At 71.9% G+C, this 19,987-nt stretch carries 20 protein-coding genes and 1 pseudogene; 11 read left to right on the top strand and 10 right to left on the bottom strand.

Translation table 11 applies throughout. The features are described 5' to 3' along the window. Positions 1 to 7: 7 nt before the first annotated feature. The 4 genes and pseudogenes from MB828_RS08010 to MB828_RS07995 all read left to right on the top strand — a co-directional run bounded on the left by MB828_RS08010 (position 8) and on the right by MB828_RS07995 (position 2,801). The gene (locus MB828_RS08010) at positions 8 to 493 is read left to right on the top strand and encodes a cation:proton antiporter regulatory subunit (protein WP_301647554.1); all 486 of its coding nucleotides are present in this window, start codon (positions 8 to 10) and stop codon (positions 491 to 493) included. Between the two features lie 7 nt (positions 494 to 500). Next, positions 501 to 1,772 carry a cation:proton antiporter gene (locus MB828_RS08005; protein WP_301647553.1) on the top strand — a complete coding sequence of 424 codons (1,272 nt, stop codon included), beginning with the start codon at positions 501 to 503 and terminating at the stop codon, positions 1,770 to 1,772. Positions 1,773 to 1,824: 52 nt separating this feature from the next. Next, positions 1,825 to 2,127: pseudogene (locus MB828_RS08000) on the top strand (sterol carrier protein domain-containing protein); the annotation flags it as partial. 107 nt (positions 2,128 to 2,234) lie between these two features. Continuing rightward, the gene (locus MB828_RS07995) at positions 2,235 to 2,801 is read left to right on the top strand and encodes a hypothetical protein (RefSeq protein ID WP_301647552.1); all 567 of its coding nucleotides are present in this window, start codon (positions 2,235 to 2,237) and stop codon (positions 2,799 to 2,801) included. A 28-nt stretch (positions 2,802 to 2,829) separates the two neighbouring features. Here MB828_RS07995 and MB828_RS07990 read toward each other — a convergent pair whose 3' ends face one another. Further along, entirely contained in the window at positions 2,830 to 3,285 is a 456-nt protein-coding gene (locus tag MB828_RS07990) for an ATP-binding protein (protein ID WP_301647551.1), read from the bottom strand. Between the two features lie 153 nt (positions 3,286 to 3,438). Between MB828_RS07990 and MB828_RS07985 the strand changes: the two genes are divergently transcribed. From MB828_RS07985 to MB828_RS07965, 5 genes are all read left to right on the top strand, one after another. Next, the gene (locus tag MB828_RS07985; protein WP_301647609.1) at positions 3,439 to 4,353 is read left to right on the top strand and encodes a helix-turn-helix domain-containing protein; all 915 of its coding nucleotides are present in this window, start codon (positions 3,439 to 3,441) and stop codon (positions 4,351 to 4,353) included. Then, complete coding sequence (locus MB828_RS07980) at positions 4,310 to 4,432, top strand: DUF397 domain-containing protein (protein WP_343236154.1); 123 nt, start codon at positions 4,310 to 4,312, stop codon at positions 4,430 to 4,432. The genes MB828_RS07985 and MB828_RS07980 overlap by 44 nt, the downstream gene beginning before the upstream one ends. Positions 4,433 to 4,731: 299 nt before the next feature. Beyond that, positions 4,732 to 5,577 (top strand): hypothetical protein, encoded by an 846-nt coding sequence (locus MB828_RS07975; protein WP_301647550.1) that lies wholly within the window; start codon positions 4,732 to 4,734, stop codon positions 5,575 to 5,577. 85 nt (positions 5,578 to 5,662) lie between these two features. Beyond that, complete coding sequence (locus tag MB828_RS07970) at positions 5,663 to 6,319, top strand: DUF433 domain-containing protein (RefSeq protein WP_301647549.1); 657 nt, start codon at positions 5,663 to 5,665, stop codon at positions 6,317 to 6,319. Positions 6,320 to 6,350: 31 nt separating this feature from the next. After that, positions 6,351 to 6,734: a hypothetical protein gene (locus MB828_RS07965; protein ID WP_301647548.1), complete on the top strand. Its 384-nt coding sequence runs from the start codon at positions 6,351 to 6,353 to the stop codon at positions 6,732 to 6,734. On the opposite strand, the gene MB828_RS07960 is transcribed toward MB828_RS07965, so the two are convergent. Together MB828_RS07960 and MB828_RS07955 are read right to left on the bottom strand one after the other, a co-directional pair. Then, positions 6,662 to 7,435, bottom strand: a complete 774-nt coding sequence (locus MB828_RS07960) for a TIGR03943 family putative permease subunit (RefSeq protein WP_301647547.1) — start codon at positions 7,433 to 7,435, stop codon at positions 6,662 to 6,664. The two genes, MB828_RS07965 and MB828_RS07960, sit on opposite strands and share 73 nt — an antisense overlap. Beyond that, positions 7,432 to 8,430 (bottom strand): permease, encoded by a 999-nt coding sequence (locus tag MB828_RS07955; RefSeq protein WP_301647607.1) that lies wholly within the window; start codon positions 8,428 to 8,430, stop codon positions 7,432 to 7,434. Before MB828_RS07955 ends, MB828_RS07960 begins: the two co-directional genes overlap by 4 nt. A gap of 285 nt (positions 8,431 to 8,715) precedes the next feature. Between MB828_RS07955 and MB828_RS07950 the strand changes: the two genes are divergently transcribed. Beyond that, positions 8,716 to 10,626, top strand: a complete 1,911-nt coding sequence (locus tag MB828_RS07950) for an NAD-binding protein (RefSeq protein WP_301647546.1) — start codon at positions 8,716 to 8,718, stop codon at positions 10,624 to 10,626. Between the two features lie 141 nt (positions 10,627 to 10,767). Here MB828_RS07950 and MB828_RS07945 read toward each other — a convergent pair whose 3' ends face one another. Beyond that, positions 10,768 to 12,573, bottom strand: a complete 1,806-nt coding sequence (locus tag MB828_RS07945) for a S9 family peptidase (protein WP_301647545.1) — start codon at positions 12,571 to 12,573, stop codon at positions 10,768 to 10,770. Between the two features lie 157 nt (positions 12,574 to 12,730). Here MB828_RS07945 and MB828_RS07940 point away from each other — a divergent pair, with 157 nt between their 5' ends. Then, a complete protein-coding gene (locus tag MB828_RS07940) occupies positions 12,731 to 13,522 on the top strand; it encodes an SURF1 family protein (protein WP_301647544.1) in 792 nt (263 codons plus the stop codon). A gap of 49 nt (positions 13,523 to 13,571) precedes the next feature. Here the strand turns inward: MB828_RS07940 and MB828_RS07935 are convergent, their stop codons facing one another. The 6 genes from MB828_RS07935 to recR all read right to left on the bottom strand — a co-directional run bounded on the left by MB828_RS07935 (position 13,572) and on the right by recR (position 19,885). Continuing rightward, a complete protein-coding gene (locus MB828_RS07935) occupies positions 13,572 to 14,720 on the bottom strand; it encodes a hypothetical protein (RefSeq protein ID WP_301647543.1) in 1,149 nt (382 codons plus the stop codon). Between the two features lie 143 nt (positions 14,721 to 14,863). Continuing rightward, entirely contained in the window at positions 14,864 to 15,538 is a 675-nt protein-coding gene (locus MB828_RS07930) for a SigE family RNA polymerase sigma factor (RefSeq protein WP_207920578.1), read from the bottom strand. 475 nt (positions 15,539 to 16,013) lie between these two features. Then, complete coding sequence (locus MB828_RS07925) at positions 16,014 to 17,093, bottom strand: aspartate-semialdehyde dehydrogenase (protein ID WP_301647542.1); 1,080 nt, start codon at positions 17,091 to 17,093, stop codon at positions 16,014 to 16,016. Next, a complete protein-coding gene (locus MB828_RS07920; RefSeq protein ID WP_133023443.1) occupies positions 17,090 to 18,361 on the bottom strand; it encodes an aspartate kinase in 1,272 nt (423 codons plus the stop codon). Before MB828_RS07920 ends, MB828_RS07925 begins: the two co-directional genes overlap by 4 nt. Positions 18,362 to 18,627: 266 nt before the next feature. Continuing rightward, complete coding sequence (locus MB828_RS07915; RefSeq protein WP_301647541.1) at positions 18,628 to 19,293, bottom strand: DUF5063 domain-containing protein; 666 nt, start codon at positions 19,291 to 19,293, stop codon at positions 18,628 to 18,630. After that, positions 19,286 to 19,885 carry a recombination mediator RecR gene (gene recR, locus MB828_RS07910; protein WP_046732256.1) on the bottom strand — a complete coding sequence of 200 codons (600 nt, stop codon included), beginning with the start codon at positions 19,883 to 19,885 and terminating at the stop codon, positions 19,286 to 19,288. The genes MB828_RS07915 and recR overlap by 8 nt, the downstream gene beginning before the upstream one ends. Positions 19,886 to 19,987: the final 102 nt, after the last annotated feature.

Raw genomic sequence — 19,987 nt, 5'->3', positions numbered from 1 at the left:
GACGGTCTTGGGGGCTCCACGCCTGAGCAGGACGCCGTTGCCGGGAATCGGGGTCCGTTACGACCTCACCACGCGGGAGCAGGGCAGACTGTCCGTGGTCGCGCACCGGGACGGATCGCGCATTCTGAGCGCCTACCGCCAGGAGGATCCCGACGCGTGTGCCCTGTCGGTGCGGTTGTCCTCGGGTGAGACGGCGGCGCTCATCGACGCGCTGATGCCGACGCACCACAGCCCGAACCTGCTGTCCACCACCGACCTCGGCCTGGTCGCCGAGCGGATCGAGCTGAGCGCGACCTCGCACTGGAACGGCCGGGTGCTGGGCGAGACCCGGATGCGGACCGAGACCGGTGTCTCCATCGTGGCCGTGCTGCGCCGCGCCGAGGCGGTCCCGTCGCCCGCGCCGGACTTCCGGCTCGCCGGCGGGGACACGCTCATCGTGATCGGCACCCGTGAGGGCGTCGACGCGGCCGCCGCGATACTCGGGCGGGAGTGAGGCCGCCGTGCACGACTCCGCCGTCTTCCTGATCGAGTTCGGGGCGATCATCCTCGGCCTGGGCCTGCTCGGCCGGCTCGCCGGACGCTTCAGCTTCTCGCCCATACCCCTCTACCTGCTGGCCGGGCTCGCCTTCGGCAAGGGCGGCATCTACCCGCTCGGCACCAGCGAGGAGTTCGTCGCGATCGGCGCCGAGATCGGTGTCGTACTGCTGCTCCTGATGCTCGGTCTGGAGTACACCGCCAGCGATCTCGTCTCCAACCTGAAGACCCAGTACCCCGCGGGCCTGGTGGACGCCGCGCTCAACGCGCTGCCGGGTGCCGTCATGGCCCTCCTGCTGGGCTGGGGGCCGGTGGCCGCCGTGGTGCTGGCCGGCGTCACCTGGATCTCGTCGTCCGGGGTGATCGCCAAGGTCCTCGGTGACCTGGGACGGCTCGGCAACCGGGAGACCCCGGTCATCCTGAGCATCCTGGTCCTCGAGGACCTCTCCATGGCCGTCTACCTGCCGATCGTCACCGCGCTGCTGGCCGGCGCCGGTCTGGCCGCCGGCAGCCTGACCCTCGCCATCGCCCTCGGGGTGGCCGGACTGGTCCTCCTGATCGCCGTCCGGTACGGCAGGCACATCTCCCGTTTCGTCTCCAGCGACGACTCCGAGAAGCTGCTGCTCGTGGTGCTGGGTCTGACCCTCCTCGTCGCGGGCATCGCCCAGCAGCTCCAGGTCTCCGCCGCGGTGGGCGCGTTCCTCGTCGGCATAGCGCTCTCCGGGGAGGTCGCGGAGGGCGCCCACCACCTGCTGGCACCCCTGCGTGACCTGTTCGCGGCCGTCTTCTTCGTCTTCTTCGGCCTGCACACGGACCCGTCGAGCATCCCGCCGGTACTGCTGCCCGCGCTCGCGCTCGCGGTCGTCACCGCGCTGACGAAGATCGCCACGGGCTACTGGGCCGCGAAGCGCGCCGGGATCTCGGCGCGGGGCCGCTGGCGGGCGGGCGGCACCCTGGTGGCCCGCGGCGAGTTCTCGATCGTCATAGCCGGCCTCGCGGTCACGGCGGGCATAGAACCCTCCCTGGGCCCCCTGGCCACCGCCTACGTCCTGATCCTCGTCATCCTCGGCCCCCTGACGGCCCGCTACACCGAACCCCTGGCCCGCCGCCTGACCGGCCGCTCACGGGACACGAAGCCCCTCCTGGCCGACGGCGGCACGATCCCGCTCGCGGCTTCGGCCCCGGAGACGACAGTGAGGGCGACGGCGGACGACCAGGACGCGGTCGGCAGCGCGTAGCCGGGGACGGCGCGTGGCGAGGACCGGGGTCGGTCCCGGAACCGGAACCGGGACGGCCGTAATTCGGTTCCTGCTCGAACACGACCTGGTCACCAAGGTCGTGTTCAAGCATGGCGCGCCCGACCACCCGCTGCGCTGGCAGCTCGCGGACTACCGCGCCGCCGAGGTGAGTGGCGACATGGACTGGCTCTGGGTGCGGCTGCTGGACGTCCCGCGTGCGCTGACCGCGCGCGGCTGGTTCACGGACGGCGAGCTCGTCCTCGACGTCGACGACCCGTTCCTCGGCGAGCACGACCGCTACCTGCTGACCGTCCGCGACGGCAAGGCCGACTGCGTCCCGACGGACCGGGCCCCGCCCTGCCTGCACTGGTTCTGAAGCAGGACAGGACCGGCCAGGACGTGGCGGGCCGGGCGTGACGCGCAAGGAGTCCGCGCCGGGGAGGCGCCCTACCATCACCTCCCATGTTCACCATGATCCTGACTGTCGGGCTGGCATTCCTCGGCTACCTGGCGACGTATGTCAACGGCCTGCGTCTCACCCAACGGCAAGCCCGACTGGACCGGGTCAATGCGCAGTTGAACAACTTCTACGGCCCTCTGTTCGCGCTGATGGAGGCCAACAGCCGGGTCTACGACACCTTCTCGGTGATGTACGCCCGGGAGGACGGCAGGGACCCGTTCGACCACGACATACCGCCGAGCGAGGAGGAACTCGCCCGGTGGCGGACCTGGGCCACGAGCGTGTTCATCCCCAACATCCGGGCGATGCGGGACGTGGTGGTCACCAGGGCGGACCTGCTCATCGAGGAGGAGATGCCCGAGGCACTGCTACAGCTCTGTGCGCATGTCTCCGGCTACGAGATAACCGCCGCGCGCTGGGCGCAGGGCGACTTCACGGAGCATCTGTCGGTCGTGGGGTTCCCCGGCCACGGGCTGCGGGAGTACACCCGCGACCGGTTCACGCAGTTGAAGAGTGAGCAGGCCAGGCTGTTGGGAAGCACCGACCGTCGACCGCGTCGTGCGCGGTAGCCCTCGTCGTGGCCGAACAAGCCGGGCGTCAATGGCGACAAGCCGTCACGGACACCTCCGCCCACACCGTCTTGCCCACGGGCTGACGAGGCATCCAGCCCCACCGCAGGGCCAGGGCGTCCACGAGGAGCAGACCGCGGCCCGACTCCCCGTCGGGGAAGGACGAGGGCGCGGCGGCGGGCGGCCTCTTCGCGGCGGCGTCAGCGACCTCGACGCGCACCAGGTCCGCCGCGGTGTCGAAGTCGAGCCGGAGACCGAAGGTGTGCCCCGGCACCCGGCCGTGCCGCACCGCGTTGGCGGCGAGTTCGGCGACGACGAGAGCGACCGCGCACGACACGTCGGACTCGGCGGGAAACCCCCACTCCGCCATCCGCTGCACGGCATGGTGCCGAGCGTGCCGCGCACCTTGGGCGGAGGACGCGAACTGCACGCTCCCCCACGGTCCCCTGGGTTCCTTCTCCGATGTGGCCGCTTCTGTCAGCACAGCCCGCCCGCCCTCACCTGTACACGAGTCATTACGTTCCGTACCCAAGAGTCGTCGGAGCGCCCTAGGCTCGGAAAGTGACACAGCCTTACTTCTCGGTTCGTAAGGGACGGAAGTGACGCCTTGGCCAATGGAATTGACTCCAGTACGTCGATGGCGGCGCTGTTCGGCGCACGGGTACGAAGACTCCGCGTCGCCGCCGGACTGACCCAGGCCGAACTGGGCGCCGCCGTGCACGTGGTGAGCACCCGGATCACGCAGATCGAGCGGGCCTCCGGGGCGAAGCCGACGCTCGAACTGGCGCGGGCGCTGGACGCGGTCCTGGGTGCCGAAGACCTGCTGGTCGAGCTGTGGCCGTACGTGTACCGGGAGGCGTTCCCGGACTGGTCACGGAAGTTCATGGCGTACTCGGAGCGGGCGGTGGTCATCCGGCAGTACGCTGCGCACGTGGTGCCGGGCTTGTTGCAGACGGAGGAGTACGCGCGGGCCGTGCTGAGCGTCGGTCGAACACTCGACGGCAAGCAGCAGTTGGAGAAGCGGGTCAGCGCCCGCATGGGCCGTCAGGCACGGCTCGGCGGAGCCGACCGGCCGGAGTTGTGGGTGGTCCTCGACGAGGCGGTGCTGAGGCGTCCGGTCGGCGGCCCGGCAGTCATGCGGGAGCAGTTGGACCGACTGCTCGATGCCGCCGCGGAACCTCATCTCACCGTGCAGGTACTGCCGTTCGACCAGGGCGAGCACGACGTCATGGGCGGCTCGCTCACCCTCCTGACCATGCCGGACGACTCGGAAGCCGCCTACACGGAGGGTGCTCACTACGGCCAACTCATCGAGGAAACCCATGAGGTCAGGAGTTTCGCACTGACCTACGATCGGCTACGGGCGGCAGCCCTGCCCCCGCTCATGTCGCTCGACATGATCCGAGCCGTGATGGAGGACAGTCACCGTGGAGCGAACGTCCCGTCCCGATCTGAACGGCGCCGTCTGGCGCAGGAGCAGCTACAGCAATCAGGAGGGGGGCGACTGCGTGGAGGTGGCCGACGGGTTCCCCGGCGCCGTTCCCGTCCGTGACAGCAAGGTCCCGCACGGTCCGGCACTGTGCTTCGAAGCCACCGCCTGGGCCGCTTTCATAGGCGCGTTGAAGGGCTGAGGGCCGCCGTCACCGAGTCCGCCGGGCTCCGGGCGCCGTCCCCGCGCCGGGCTCGCCGGGCCCTTGTCCGCGAGGGTCCGGTGGGGCGCTGACCTCCCCAAAGAACCGGGGGAAAGAACTACCCGCCCGCCCACCCTCCCCGGCCGCACGGCCCGCGTCACCCGTCCGGGTGACCGGCTTGCAGGGGCGGGACACGGACCGTTACGTTCGCCGCGACAACCGCACACAGACGACGGCCCCCGGCCGGGACTGGCATCCCGAACGAGGGCCTGACCGATCAGGAAGTAGACGCCTTCCCGATGGCTGAACCGCAGTCTAACGCGCCCTCGCGCGCCGACGCCGGACTCCCGACCTCCGGCGTGATCCACGTCCGCACCCGGCTCACCGCCGACTTCACCGTGCTCTCCAACGCCCTCGCGCAGCGGCGCGGCAGCGCGGTCACGGTGGGCGTCGCGGCGTACATGTCCTCCCTGCCCGACGGCTCCCCCGTGAGTATCGCCGCCCTCTGCGAGCACTTCGCCGAGGGCGAGATCCTGATCTCCCGGGCCCTCAGGGAACTGGAGGCGGCCGGGTACCTGGAGCGCCGCCGCGAGCGGCTGTCCACCGGGCAGATCCGCACGCGGACCTACTTCTACGACGTACCCGGCGGCGATCCCGCCCCTCCCGAACCGCCGAAGCCGCGCGCCCCTCGCAGGAGCCCCACCGCGGCCCCGGTCGTTCCGGCATCGGCGCCCGGGGCCGAGCCGTCCGTCCCGCTCGCTGCCGCCGACCCCCGCGCCATCGCCGTACTCACCGCACTGCGCCGCGTCGATCCGCGTCTGGTCCTCTCCGAGCAGGAGGCCGCACGCCTCGCACCGGCCGTCTCCGTATGGCTCGCGGCCGGCGTCGACGCGCCCCGGCTCACCGAGTTCCTCACCACCGGCCTGCCCGACCGTTTCCGGGCCCGCCCGGCAGGCGTCCTCGCCTTCCGCCTGCGCGAGACACCCTTGCCCGCCCCGCCTCGACTCCCCGCGGAGCGCGAAACGGAACGCCCGCCCGTCCGCCCCTTCCAGACCTGCGACGGCTGCGAGCGAGCGTTTCGCGCACCCCAACCAGGCCGCTGCCGAGACTGCCGCCCCGAAAGCTCGCTACGCGCGGCCGGTTGAGCCGGTGGCTGGGTGTGCGGTCCACCCGCCGGTGGGAGGCTTGATGTGCGACGATGCGAGATCCGGCGGCAGGAGGAGGTGGGGCATGGTCGACAGGTTCACGGACGGATTCCTGACGCCCACGGAAACGGCCTCCTACCTCGAGATTCCGCAGTCGACTCTCGGCACGTGGCTGAAGGGCAAGGCCGCCGGAGCACCGCTGGTCCACCAGGTGGAGCCGGTGCGCAAGGGGCAGCCTTCGGTGCCGTTCATCGCGGTGGCCGAAGCGCACGTCCTTCGTTCTCTGCGTTCCCTCGGTCTCCGCATGAGCGAGATCAGGGAGGCCGCCGCCGCCGTACGGGACGCCTTCGACACCCCTTACGGTCTCGTGTCCCAGCGGATCGCCACGGACGGCGTGGACATCTTCGTCGAGCACGGGTGGGGGGATCTCCGCAGGGCACGCGACGGCCAGGTCCCCATCAAGGAGGTCGTCTCCGACTACCTCCGTTACCTCACCTGGGAGCCCGGCGAGGACTTCCCGTCCAGCCTGCGGCTGAGGCAGTACCCGGAGTCGGTCCCCGTCGTGATCGATCCGCGGTTCGGTCACGGTCTCCCCGTGGTGGCCGCCAACCGGGTCACGGTGAAGGCCATCACAGACCTCTGGGAGGCCGGGGAGACAGTCGAGGACATCGCCTACGACTACGACATGACGCCCGAGCAGGTGGAGGCACTCTGCCGGGCAGTGGTGCACCTTGCCGCCTGAGTTCTTCCTCGACCGGAATCTCGGACGTCGTGTGGCGGAGGGACTGCGGGCGTGCGGTTGGACGGTCCACCGCATCGGCGACGCCTTCCCGGCCGATGGGCAGAACATGCCGGACGAGGAGTGGATCGCATACGGTCTCGACCGGTCCTGGGTCCCTCTCTCGAAGGACGGGCGGATCAAGACCCGGGACCTGGAGATCCAACCTGTCCTGGAGCGCGAGGCCGTGCTGTTCTACCTCGACAACCAGCATGGGACGCGATCCACCGGGCCGTCGAGGAAGGCGGTCCGGCGGCGTACGCGGTGCGGTGTGACCGTGTCGAGCGCACCTGGCCCTGACCGGGGTCAGTTGTTCCAGCTCTCGTCGTACGGGTCGGACGGGGCCGGGATGGGCTTGGCCTGCGTGACCGTGAGGTAGGGGATCGGGCCGTTGTTCACCGGGTCGTGGGTGACGCGGGCGGTGTAGGTGCCCGTCACCTGGAGCCAGGCGTCCGGCTGGAGGACCGGGGGGATCTTGCCCGTCAGGGCCACCTTCACCGGCTGGGCGTCCGCCGCGCAGCAGTTGAGGGCCATCCGGACCAGGTAGGGGGCGCCGCTCTTGTCCAGGGCCACGAAACCGGTAATGCGCACGCTCCTGCCGCCGAACGAGCGGCCGTGGTCGTAGACCGCGCGGCCCGCGTAGTCGACCAGGTTGAGCGGGATCGGGTCGGACGTCGGCAACTTCATGTAGCCGTACGGCTGTTGCAGGGCCGTACCGGCGCGCACCGCGCTGTAGGAGCCCAGCGCGGGCGGGGCGACCAGGATCAGGGCGAGGAGGGGGAGGACCAGGAGCCAGGAGATGCGGGGTTCCGGGTGGGCGGGGCCGTGGGCGCCGGCGTGGGCGTCGTCGTGAGCGTCCTCGTGGGCGTGGGCGTCGTCGGATGTGGCGTGCGTGCGGGTGCGGGCTCGCCACTCGTACCATGCCGTCGCCAGGGCCGCGACGATCAGGACCGCGCCCGCCGCCAGGATGAGCGGTTGCAGGCCCGCCTTGACGTAGCGAAGGTAGAGGTCGGTCATGCCCGCGTGCAGCAGGGCCGCCCCCACCAGGAACATCACCGCCGCCTGTGCCTGCCGGTTCACAGCAGCACCGCCCCGGTCAGGACCGCGCCCGCGATCGCGGCGGCGAAGGTGGCCGGGGCGAACCGCAGGGCGAAGCCGCGGCCGAAGGTGCCCGCCTGCATCGCGAAGAGCTTGAGGTCGATCATCGGCCCCACGATCAGGAACGCCAGCTTGGCGGTGAGGGAGAACTGGGTCAGGGAGGCCGCCACGAACGCGTCCGCCTCCGAGCAGATGGACAGCAGCACGGCCAGGACCGACAGGGCGAGGATCGCCACCACCGGGTTGGCGGCCGCGGTCCGCAGCCACTCCGCCGGGGCCACCGCCTTCAGCGTCGCCGCGGCCATCGCACCGAGCACCAGGAAGCCGCCCGCGTGCATGGTGTCGTGCCGGACCGAGGACCAGAAGGCCTCCGCCTTCGTCTCGCCCTCGTGGTGCGCGTGCGCCGGCGTGCGCAGCCAGTCGGTGCGGCCGAGCCGCTGCCACAGCCAGCCCATCGCGCACGCCACCAGGAGGCTGCCGCCGAACCGGGCCAGCACCATCTCGGGGTTGCGCGGGAACGCCACCGCCGTCGCCGTCAGCACGATCGGGTTGATCGCCGGGGCGGAGAGGAGGAAGGCGATGGCCGCGGCGGGCGTGACGCCCCGGCGGACCAGGGCTCCGGCCACCGGGACCGACGCGCACTCGCACCCCGGCAGGACCACACCGGCCAGGCCCGCGACGGGCACGGCCAGGGCGGGGCGGCTGGGCAGGGCGCGCGCGAAGAACGAGGGGGGTACGAACACCGCGATCGCCGCGGAGAGCAGTACGCCCAGCACGAGGAAGGGGAGCGCCTGGACGACCACCGCCACGAACACCGTCATCCAGCTCTGCATCACCGGCTTCGCCAGCGCACCGCGCACCGGCCCCTGGAAGACCACGACCAGGAGCAGCAACAGGGTCAGGACCAAGGGCGAGTTGAGGTGCCAGCCCTCCTGCTCGGCACGGTCGGCGCCGACGGAACCGGCGGGGACGGCCAGACCGGCGGGGTGATCAGCATGCCCGGTGGGCCCGCCGTGCTCGGTGGTGTCGGCGCCGCCGGGGGGCTCGTCCTGGGGGGCCGGCCCGGGCGGGGCGGCTTTCTCGGTGATGGCCACGGGTCGGATACCTCCGGCACTTCGGTCAGATCCGGGATTATGCTCCCTCCCCCTCCCTACGGGCGGACCGGGGCGGCTGTTCACTTCGTTGCTGGAACCATGCGTCCCGTTGAGGCAGTCTTTTCCCTCGTGGCGAGCGTTCCGTATCAAGGTGGTGGCCCGGCACCCATGGTGGTGTGCGGGGACGACGGGCTCGCGCACCGGCTGGCCGCCGAGTTGCGCACGGTGTACGGCGAACAGGTCACCCTGGTCGTGCCGCCGAACGAACGCACCGCCCGCCCACCGGTCGTGGGACGCGCCCGTGCCGCCTCGGCCGCGCTGCTGGACCGGGTGGTCAGCGCCGCCGTCGCCCGGGCGGGCGGCAACGGCGGGAACGGGGGTGGCGGCAGCGGCAGCGCCGGTGGGACCGGCGGCACCGGTCCGGGCACCGGCGAAGGCCCGCACGGGGAACGCGTGTTGGAGGCCCCCGAAGCCACCGAGGCCGTGCTCGCCGAGGCGGGCGTGGAACGGGCCGCCGCGCTCGCCCTCGTCTATGACGACGACGAGACCAACATCCGCGCCGCCCTCACCGCCCGCCGCCTGAACCCCCGGCTGCGGCTGGTGCTGCGGCTGTACAACCGGCGGCTTGGCCAGCACATCGAGGAACTCCTCGACCAGGCGGCCACGTTGGCGGTCGGCGACGCGGACGGCGGTGCGGGGGACGCCGCCACGACCGTGCTCTCCGACGCCGACACCGCGGCCCCCGCGCTCGCCGCCACCGCGCTCGCCGGGAACGGCAAGGTCATCCAGACCGACGGGCTGGTGCTGCGGGCGGTCGAACTGCCGCCGGGATCAGGTGCGGTGACCCGGCAGGGCACCCGGCCGGGCCTGTTCCCGCTGGCGTTGCTCTCCCCCAACAACACGGGTCCACTGCCCGCGGGGGTCGCGGGTGACCAGGGGCCGCGGCTGCTGCCCGACGAGGCGGAGGTACGGGCCGCGGGCGAGCGGGGCGTGATGGTGCTGGAGCAGGTGTCGACGTCCGCGGGGACGACGGCACCGGGCGGGCGCGGCGGCGGGGTCGGGGCCGGGGTCGTACCGGCGCTCGCCTCGCTGTTCTCGCGACGGCTCAGGTGGTCGCTGGCCGGGCTCGTGGGGTGCGTGATCGCGCTCGCGATCGCGCTGTCGGTGGTGACGGGCATCCACCCGGTACGGGCCTTCTACTACACGCTCCTCGACCTGTTCGCCATCGACGACCCCGCGATCGGGGCCTCGGTCGGCCGGCAGATCCTCCAGTTGCTGTCGGGGCTGATGGGCTTGCTGCTGCTGCCGGTGCTGCTGGCGGCGGTCCTCGAAGCGCTCGGGACCTTCCGGACCGCGTCCGCGTTGCGGAAGCCGCCGCGCGGGCTGAGCGGGCACGTGGTGCTGCTCGGGCTGGGCAAGATCGGCACGCGGGTGCTGACCCGGCTGCACGAACTGCACGTCCCGGTGGTGTGCGTGGAGTCCGATCCGGACGCGCGCGGGCTGGCGGTGGCGCGGCGGCTGCGGGTGCCGGTGGTGCTCGGGGACGTCACCCAGGAAGGGGTCCTGGAGGCCGCCAAGATCCATCGGGCACAGGCGCTGCTCGCGGTGACCAGCGCGGACACGACGAATCTGGAGGCCGTGCTGTACGCGCGGTCCGTGCGGCCGGATCTCAAGGCCGTGCTGCGGCTGTACGACGACGACTTCGCGACCGCCGTGTACCGGACCCTGCGGGCGGCGCATCCGCGGGCGCTCACCCGGAGCCGGAGTGTGTCGTATCTGGCGGCGCCGTCCTTCGCGGGGGCGATGCTGGGGCGGCAGGTCCTCGGGGCGGTGCCGGTGGAGCGGAAGGTGCTGCTGGTGGCGGTGCTGGCGGTGGGCGGGCATCCGCAGTTGGAGGGGCGGACCGTGGCGGGGGCGTTCCGGGCGGGGGCCTGGCGGGTGCTGGGGTTGGAGGGCCGGGCGGGGGTCGCGGACGGGGAGTACGTGATGCGGGGCGGGGACCGGGTGGTGGTCGCCGCGACACGGAGGGGGCTGGCGGAGTTGTCCGGGCGGGTGCCGCCCACCCAGCCGCCCGGTTGAGAGCCGGGGGTGGGTGGGCGAGGGTGGGGCCGGTTGGTGGGTCACTGCGGGTGAGCGGGGGCTGAGCGCGCAGTTCCTCCCCCAGCCTTCGGCCGGGGGTACCCCCAGCGCCCCTGACGGGGCGCTTCAGTGGCCGTGGGCCTAAAGGGGTGCCTCGGCCTTCTCTTTCAGGTGGCGTTCCGCGAACTCCATTTCCAGCCTCAGTTGCTTGATGCGTTCGTCGACCACCAGGGAGCCGTGGCCCGCGTCGTAGCGGTACACCTCGTGGGGGGCCGAGCGGGCCGCCAGGCGGCTGACGTAGTTGTCGATCTGGCGGATCGGGCAGCGCGGGTCGTTGACGCCGGCCGAGATGTAGACGGGGGCCTTCACGTCGTCGACGTAGGTCAGGGGCGAGGAGGCCGCGAAGCGGTCGGGGACCTCTTCCGGCGTGCCGCCCAGCAGCGTGCGGTCCATCGCCTTCAGTGACTCCATCTCGTCGTGGTACGCCGTGACGTAGTCGGCGACCGGGACGACGGCGATGCCCACGGCCCAGGACTCGGGCTGGGTGCCGAGGCCGAGGAGGGTGAGGTAGCCGCCCCAGGAACCGCCGGTCAGGATCAGCCGGTCCGGGTCGGCGAGGCCGGACTCGACCGCCCAGTCCCGCACCGCCGCGACGTCCTCCAGCTCGATCAGGCCCACCCGGTGCTTCAGCGCGTCCGTCCAGGCGCGGCCGTAGCCGGTGGAGCCGCGGTAGTTGATGCGGACCACCGCGTAGCCGTGGTCGACCCAGGCCGCCGGGCCGGCCGCGAAGCCGTCGCTGTCGTGCCAGGTCGGGCCGCCGTGCAGGTCGAAGACGGTGGGCAGCGGGCCGACCGCGCCGGCCGGCTTCTGGATCAGGGCGTGGATGCGGCCGCCCGGACCCTCCACCCACGCGTCCGTGACCGGGACCGACGGGGGGCACTTCATCCCCGGCGGGTCCAGGACGACCGCGCCCGTCGTGGAGCGGACCACCGGCGGCTCGGCGGCCGACGACCAGAGGTACTCGACCGTGCCGTCCGGGCGGGCCGTGGCCCCGGAGACGGATCCCGGCGGGGTGGGGATCCGGGTCAGCTCGTGCGTCCCCAGGTCGTAGCGGAAGAGTTCGCTGCGGGCCTTGTGGCTGTGCGCGATCAGCAGGGCGCTGCCGTCCGGATACCACTCGGCGCTCACGTCGCCCGGCAGGTCCAGGGTCAGGTCCGTCTGCTCGCCGGTCACGACGTCCCAGACCAGCGGCTCCCAGCGGCCCCGCCGCTGATGGCCGATGAGCAGCCGCGGGTCGCCGTCGACCGGGGCGAAGCCCAGCACCTCCAGGCCCAGTTCCTCCGCGCCGCCCCTGGTGTCGTCCAGCTCGGCGACCTTCGTGCCGTCGGGGCGGACCACCCGCAGCGCCGAGTGCATCGCGTCACCGTGCTCGGTGTGCTCGATCGCGATCAGCGACCCGTCGTGGGAGAGGTCGCCGACGCCCGCGGACTCCGCGTGCCGGTAGATCTCCACGGGCGCCTCACCGGTTCTGACCAGGTAGATCGTCGTACCCTCGGCATCCGTGGAGCGGCCGACGACCGCCGTGCGGCCGTCCCGGCCGAGCGCCAGGCCCGAGGGGTAGGACGGCTCCAGGCCCGGTGCCGCCTCCTCGTCGGCGCCGCCTCCGAAGGGCTGGCGGCGCCAGACGCCGAACTCGTCACCGTCCTTGTCGTCGAACCACCAGATCCACGCGCCGTCCGGGGAGAGCAGCCCGTCCGTCGTGCCGTTCGGCCGGTTCGTCGCCTGCCTCTGCTCGCCGCTGGCGCGGTCCCAGGCGTACAGCTCGTACGTCCCCGTCGCGTTCGACACGAACAGGGAACGGTCGGGGGCGTCCTCCGCCCAGTCCGGCAGGGAGACCCGAGGGGCGCGGAAGCGCTTCTCCCAGTCCGGCATGTCGCTCTCACTCATGGCCGCAGTCATGGCCCCATAGTGCCTGCCCCCGCCCACAATGCGCTGGGTCGCGCCCGTGGCCTGTGGATAACTTTGCGAACAGCCGGGAGCGGAGCGGCCGACGCGGGCCACCCCACCCCCAACCCCCCGCAAAGCGCCCCGTACCGTGGACAGGGTGTACCGGTTCCTGCTGACACCCCGCTGGTGGGGCATCAACGTCTTCGTGCTGCTCGCCATCCCGTTCTGCATCTTCATGGGGTCGTGGCAGCTGAGCCGATTCGAGGCGCGGGTGAACGCGCACCGCACCGCCGACAAGCAGGTCGAGACGGCCCGGACGGAAGCGGCCCGGCCGCTGGCCGACCTGCTCCCCGTCGACCAGACCACCTCCGGCAAGCGCGCCACCGTCAGCGGCCGGTACGCCAAGCAGCTGCTGGTGCCCGGCCGGCAGCTCGACGGCCACGACGGCTTCTACGTGCTGACCCTGCTGCGCACCGACTCCGGCAGGGCCCTGCCCGTGGTCCGCGGCTGGCTGCCCGGCAAGGCGGACGCCTCCCGGGCTCCCGCCCCGCCCACCGGCGAGGTCACCGTCACCGGCGCGCTCCAGGCCTCCGAGACACCGGGGGACAACGGCGTCAGCGCCCAGGGCGGGCTGCCGTCGGGACAGACGGCGGCGATCAGCGCGGCCTCGCTGGTGAACCTGGTGCCGTACCCGGTGTACGACGCGTGGATCACCCTGGACAAGGCCGACTCGGGGATGACGGCCGTGCCGGCGACCGCGCCGGACAACTCGGGGCTCGACCTGAAGGCGTTCCAGAACCTCGGCTACACCGGCGAGTGGTTCGTGTTCGCGGGGTTCGTGGTGTTCATGTGGTTCCGGCTGCTGCGCCGCGAGGTGGAGTTCGCGCGGGACGCGGAGCTCGGCCTGGTCCCGGACGAGGAGGCCGGCCGGCCGACCGCGGCGGTCTGACCGGCCCCGCCGCGGACATCCGCGCCCGGGGCCGCGGCCACGGCGGCCGTCACACCGCGGACAGGACCCCGGTCCAGTAGACCGTCCCGGCGCATGCGTTGGGCACCGTCGTCGAGCCGGTCGGGGACCCGGCCTCCGGGGTGTACGACACGGCGATGCTGCCGTCGGCCGTGCCGTCCTCGGTGAGCAGCTGGGTGGTGGCGCCTTCGGACCCGCTCGTGGTCGTACCGGTGCCGCTGCTCGCGTCCTCGGACGGGCTCGGGGAGGTCGAGGGGCTGTCGGTGGAACCGCCGCTGGAGCCGGTGGTGGGGCAGGTCTCCGACGGGACGAAGCCGAACTTCTCCTCGTAGGCCGCGCCGGGCGCCAGGACCAGGCCGGTGAGCTCGGTCGTCGGGTCGGGCAGCCCGGCCGCCGCGTCACCCGAGGTGTGCCGGGCGGTGAGGACCTTGCTGGGGTCGGCCGCGCCCTGCGCGAGGGAGCTCACGGTGCCGGGGCCGCCGACGGTACAGCTCGTCGTCGACACGTTCACGACGCGGAAGGTGCCGTAGACGACGCCCGTCGAGTCGGGGGCGCCGACGGTGGCGGCCGGGGTGCCGAGCTGGGCCGAGGTGCAGACGGGGGCGCTGCTGGCGGCGCCCGCCGTGGGGACGACCTTGGTGCCGCCGGCGGTCCCGGTGCTCTCGTCCTTGCCGCCGCCCTTGGTGTCGCCGGGGGGCCGGCTGGCCGTCTGGCCGCCTGAGCCGCCCGCGGTGCCGGAGCCGCCGTCCGGGCTCTTGCCGCCTGCGGAGCCGCCCTGGGCCTGCGAGGCCTGGCCTGCCATGGAGGTGTTGGGGTCGGTGCCGCCGGAGTTGGAGACGTGCACGAGGGCCGGGATCGCGGTGCCGATGAACAGGGCGGCGGCGGCCATGCCGACGGCGGCCTGGCGCTTGCGGGCCCGGCGGGCGGGCACCGCGCGGCGCAGCCGGTCCAGGGCGCCGTCGCGGGGCGCGAGGTCGTCGACCGCGGTGTGCAGCAGCCGGCGCAGGGCCAGCTCGTCCGTACCGAGTGCGTCCAGGGCGTCGTCGGAGGGTCCGTCCGGGTCGGCGGGGCCCTCGGCACCGCGGCCGAAGCCGGAGCCGAAGGGGCCGAGCCCGCTCCGGAGCCCTTCAGAGCCCTGTCCGAGGCCCTCCGGGCCCTTTTCGTCGGGGCCGTGGTTCACAGTTCCGTTCCCAGCGTGCGATTGCTTGTGCTCTTGCTCGTGGCCTGGCGAATCCGGGCCGGGAGCCTCCCGGTCCCCCGTCGGCTCGTGCCAGGCGTAGGGCTCGTGGCGATCATGTGAGTCGCCTCCCTCGGGGCTGTCCGTCATGCCGAGGCCTCCATGGCGACCCGCAGCGCCGCGATGCCGCGCGAGCCGTACGCCTTCACCGATCCCAGCGAGATGCCGAGCGTCTCGGCGACCTGGGCCTCGGTCATGTCGGCGAAGTACCGCAGCACCAGGACCTCGCGCTGCCGGCGCTGCAGCCCCTTCATCGCCTTGATGAGGTCACGCCGCTCCAGCTGGTCGTACGCCCCCTCCTCCGCGCTCGCCATGTCGGGCATCGGCTTGGAGAGGAGCTTGAGGCCGAGGATGCGGCGGCGCAGCGCGGAGCGGGAGAGGTTGACGACCGTCTGGCGGAGGTAGGCCAGGGTCTTCTCCGGGTCGCGGACGCGTTTGCGGGCGGAGTGGACTCGGATGAACGCCTCCTGGACGACGTCCTCGCAGGAGGCGGTGTCGTCGAGGAGGAGCGCGGCGAGGCCGAGGAGCGAACGGTAGTGGGCCCGGTAGGTCTCGGTGAGGTGGTCGACCGTCGTACCGGCGGCCGCCGTCCCTTCCGCGTCGTCGCGCTGGCTGGGTATGCGGGTGGGCCGCGCTGCGGGCATGGGCGCGATCACCGGCATGCCGCCGGGCGCGCCGGACACGCGGGGGCGCAGGCCGGCGCGGGGCGGCCGAAGGGCCGTCGCGCCGCGGGGCGCACTGAGTTCGAGTACCTCTGCCACGCATGTTGGACACGTTCACCCCCGCCGGGGTTGTACGTGCCGGGCGTCACTTTTGCGGCGGACGTGCCGGACGCGTTCACGCCACCTCCGCCGGCCCGTTCGCCGGGCGGGCTCGACATCGCTCTTCGCGCGTCCGGCAGCACACCCGACGGTGCCTCGATCGCCGACATTCGTCCCGCTCTTCCCTTATGTCCCATATGAACGGGCGTCCCCACGCCCAGATCACGGCGTCCCCACGCCAGGATCATGCGTCCCCACGCCTCGGAGGCCGTGATCACGTAAGCGCCCGGTAAGTGGGCGTTCGCAAAGACGCTCCCCGCCGCCCGCGTGGTTGCGGAGGACGGGGAGGAAAATCTTCGAACGCCAAGGGCCCCGGGTTCAAGAGGTCCGGACCATGCTCCGGACCACATTCCTTACGGGAATCCTAACCGTGGGCCCGCTCCCATCAAGGGCGTTTCCCGTGGTCACCGGTTGTTCACGCAAACTCCGCCGTTCCTGAACGGCCGGTCAGCTCGGCCGCCACCAGCTCGGCGATCTGCGCGGTGTTCAGCGCGGCCCCCTTGCGGAGGTTGTCGCCGCACACGAAGAGCTCCAGGGCGGTCGGGTCGTCGAGCGCCCGCCGGACCCGCCCGACCCAGGTCGGATCGGTGCCCACCACGTCGGCCGGCGTCGGGAACTCGCCGGCGGCGGGGTTGTCGAAGAGGACGACACCCGGGGCCGTGTCGAGGATCTCCCGGGCCTTGCCGACCGTGACCTCGCCCTGGAACCGGGCGTGCACGGTCAGGGAGTGCGTGGTCACCACCGGCACCCGGACACACGTCACCGCGACCGGCAGCCTCGGCAGCCCGAGGATCTTGCGGGACTCGTCCCGGACCTTCATCTCCTCCGAGGACCAGCCGTCCTCCCGCAGCGACCCGGCCCACGGTACGACGTTGAGCGCGACCGGCTCCGGGAACGGCCCGGTGCTGTCCCCGACGGCCCGCCGCACGTCACCGGGCTTGGTGCCCAGCTCCGTACCGGCCACCAGCGACAGCTGGGCCCGCAGCGTCTCCACGCCGGCCCGCCCGGCCCCGCTCACCGCCTGGTACGACGACACCACCAGCTCGCGCAGCCCGAACTCGGCGTGCAGCGCGCCCAGGGCGACGATCATCGACAGGGTGGTGCAGTTGGGGTTGGCGATGATCCCGCGGCCCCGGTTGCGGGCGCAGTGCGGATTGACCTCGGGGACCACGAGGGGCACCTCCGGGTCCATCCGGAAGGCGCCCGAGTTGTCCACCACGACCACGCCCCTGGCCGCGGCGACCGGTGCCCAGTGCGCGGACACCTCGTCGGGTACGTCGAACATGGCGACGTCGATCCCGTCGAAGGCGGCCTCCGACAGGGCGACGACCTCGACCTCCTCCCCGCGCACCGTCAGCTTGCGGCCGGCCGAGCGCGCGGAGGCGATCAGGCGGATCTCGCCCCAGACGTCCGCCCGCTGGGACAGGATCTGGAGCATGACCGTGCCGACGGCCCCGGTCGCCCCCACGACCGCGAGCGCCGGCTTGGCAGTCATCGGCCGGTGCCTCCGTAGACCACGGCCTCGTCGGTGTCCGAGTCCAGGCCGAAGGCGGAGTGCACGGCGCGCACGGCCTCCGGCACGTCGTCGGCGCGGGTGACGACCGAGATGCGGATCTCGGAGGTCGAGATCAGCTCGATGTTCACACCGGCGTCGGACAGCGCCTCGAAAAACGAGGCGGTGACGCCCGGGTTGGTCTTCATACCCGCGCCGACCAGCGAGATCTTGCCGATCTGGTCGTCGTAGCGCAGCGAGTCGAAGCCGATGCCCGCACGGTTCTTCTCCAGCGCGTCGATGGCCTTGCGGCCCTCGGTCTTGGGCAGCGTGAAGGAGATGTCCGTCAGGCCGGTGGCCGCGGCGGACACGTTCTGGACGACCATGTCGATGTTGATCTCGGCGTCCGCGATGGTCCGGAAGATGGCGGCGGCCTCACCCGGCTTGTCCGGCACACCGACGACCGTGATCTTGGCCTCGGAGGTGTCGTGCGCGACACCGGAGATGATGGCCTGCTCCACCTTCTTGTCCCCAATCGGCTTGCTGCTGACCCACGTGCCCTGTAGTCCGCTGAAGCTGGACCGCACGTGGATCGGGATGTTGTAACGGCGGGCGTACTCCACACAGCGGTGGAGCAGCACCTTGGAACCGGAGGCGGCGAGCTCCAGCATGTCCTCGAAGGAGATCCAGTCGATCTTCCGCGCCTTCTTCACCACGCGCGGGTCGGCGGTGAACACACCGTCGACGTCGGTGTAGATCTCGCAGACCTCGGCGTCGAGCGCGGCGGCGAGGGCCACGGCCGTGGTGTCGGACCCGCCGCGCCCCAGCGTGGTGATGTCCTTCTTGTCTGCGCTGACGCCCTGGAAACCGGCGACGATGGCGATGTTGCCCTCGTCGAGCGCGGTGCGGATGCGGCCGGGCGTGACGTCGATGATCCGGGCTTTGTTGTGCACGGAGTCGGTGATCACGCCCGCCTGGCTGCCGGTGAACGACTGGGCCTCGTGGCCCAGGTTTTTGATCGCCATGGCCAGCAGTGCCATGGAGATACGCTCTCCGGCGGTCAGCAGCATGTCGAACTCACGCCCGGCAGGCATCGGGGATACCTGCTCGGCGAGATCGATCAACTCGTCCGTCGTGTCGCCCATCGCGGAAACGACGACAACCACCTGGTTGCCGTTCTTCTTCGCTTCCACGATCCGCTTGGCGACGCGCTTGATGCCCTCGGCATCGGCAACGGAGGAGCCTCCGTACTTCTGCACGACAAGGCCCACGTGCGCTCCTCGCTCGGTTCGTTTGTGTCGGCTCAGTTTAACGAGCGTCCGAATCCCACCGGCCTGCTCCCGCATGGTGAGACGTCGCGCCGGGAGTGTCCGGCCGCTCGCTTCCGGAACGGAACCTGCCCAGCGCGCGCCCCGCCACGCGGAAAGTGCCCTGGCTCACAGCGGGCCCCACGGCGGTCAGCATGCCCTGGGTGCCGTCGACGACGAGGGGCGCGACGGCGGCCGTCCTGCTGCGGGACTTGGTCGTGGGCCGGCGCCTACTTGGCCGGGGTGCGGGATCCCAGGGGGCCGCCGATTTCCTGTTGCATGACCTGGCCTGCTTCGAATTCCAGGGTTTCGTCGCCGAGGGTGGCCTGGTCGGTGTCCAGGCCGTCCAGTTCCTCCAGGGGCTGGTTCAGGCGGACGTGGATGAGGATGGACTGGAGGGCGCGCAGCACCGCCGAGGCGGTCGGGCCCCAGTTGGAGAAGTAGGAGAACTGCCACCACCACAGGGCCTCGGTGGTACGGCCCGCGCGGTAGTGGGCCATGCCGTGGCGGAGGTCGGTGACGATGTCGGCCAGGTCGTCCGAGAGGCGGGCCGGGACAGGGGCCTTGCGCGGCTCGTAGGGGTCGAAGACCTCGGAGTAGACGTCGATGGGGTCCAGCAGGCGCGCGAAGTTCTCGCGGAGCTGGTCGACGTCCGGTTCCGGACCCATGTCGGGCTCGTAGCGCTCGTCGGGGACGATGTCCTCGTGCGCGCCGAGGCGACCGCCGGCCAGCAGGATCTGGGAGACCTCCAGGAGAAGGAAGGGGACCGCCGAATCCGGCTCGTCGCCCTTGGCCACCTCGGTGACGGCCACCAGGAAGCTCTCCACCTGGTCCGCGATCTGGACCGCGAAGTCGTCCGGGTTCAGCGTCGTGTCGTGCAGCGTGGCGTCAGACATCTAGGAGTCGTCTCCCCTCGAAGGCGCGGCCGAGGGTGACCTCGTCCGCGTATTCCAGGTCGCCGCCCACCGGGAGGCCGCTGGCCAGGCGGGTGACCTTCAGGCCCATGGGTTTGATCATGCGGGCGAGGTACGTGGCCGTCGCCTCGCCTTCGAGATTGGGGTCCGTGGCCAGGATGAGCTCGGTCACCGTGCCGTCCGCCAGGCGGGCCAGGAGTTCCCGGATGCGCAGGTCGTCGGGGCCGACGCCCTCGATCGGGCTGATCGCGCCGCCCAGCACGTGGTAGCGGCCGCGGAACTCCCGGGTGCGCTCGATCGCGACGACGTCCTTCGGCTCCTCCACCACGCAGATCACCGTGGGGTCGCGGCGGGCGTCGCGGCAGATGTTGCACAGTTCCTCCTGTGCCACGTTGCCGCAGGTCGCGCAGAAGCGGACCTTCGCCTTCACCTCCAGGAGGGCCTGCGCCAGACGCCGTACGTCCGTGGGCTCCGCCTGGAGGATGTGGAAGGCGATCCGCTGCGCGCTCTTCGGACCGACGCCGGGCAGCCGCCCCAGCTCGTCGATGAGGTCCTGGACCACGCCTTCGTACAACGGACTGCCCTTCCTGGAGTCTTTCGGTACGTACCGTAGTTGGCTGCCGCCTGTCCTAGGAAGGCGGTAGGGGTGTCTGGTGGGCGACGAACATCAGAACGG

The sequence above is a fragment of the Streptomyces arenae genome, from assembly GCF_022343545.1.
Classification (GTDB): Bacteria; Actinomycetota; Actinomycetes; order Streptomycetales; family Streptomycetaceae; genus Streptomyces; species Streptomyces humi.
The sequence above is the reverse complement of the archived record's forward strand: the minus strand, read 5'-3'. Positions and strand labels throughout refer to the sequence as shown.

Excerpts from the sequence above, each read along its gene's own strand:
- MB828_RS07995 (WP_301647552.1), top strand. The coding sequence starts at position 2,235 with ATGTTCACCATGATCCTGACTGTCGGGCTGGCATTCCTCGGCTACCTG.
- MB828_RS07985 (WP_301647609.1), top strand. The coding sequence starts at position 3,439 with ATGGCGGCGCTGTTCGGCGCACGGGTACGAAGACTCCGCGTCGCCGCC.
- MB828_RS07975 (WP_301647550.1), top strand. The coding sequence starts at position 4,732 with ATGGCTGAACCGCAGTCTAACGCGCCCTCGCGCGCCGACGCCGGACTC.
- MB828_RS07970 (WP_301647549.1), top strand. The coding sequence starts at position 5,663 with ATGGTCGACAGGTTCACGGACGGATTCCTGACGCCCACGGAAACGGCC.
- MB828_RS07950 (WP_301647546.1), top strand. The coding sequence starts at position 8,716 with ATGGTGGTGTGCGGGGACGACGGGCTCGCGCACCGGCTGGCCGCCGAG.
- MB828_RS07945 (WP_301647545.1), bottom strand. The coding sequence starts at position 12,573 with ATGAGTGAGAGCGACATGCCGGACTGGGAGAAGCGCTTCCGCGCCCCT.
- MB828_RS07925 (WP_301647542.1), bottom strand. The coding sequence starts at position 17,093 with ATGACTGCCAAGCCGGCGCTCGCGGTCGTGGGGGCGACCGGGGCCGTC.
- MB828_RS07915 (WP_301647541.1), bottom strand. The coding sequence starts at position 19,293 with ATGTCTGACGCCACGCTGCACGACACGACGCTGAACCCGGACGACTTC.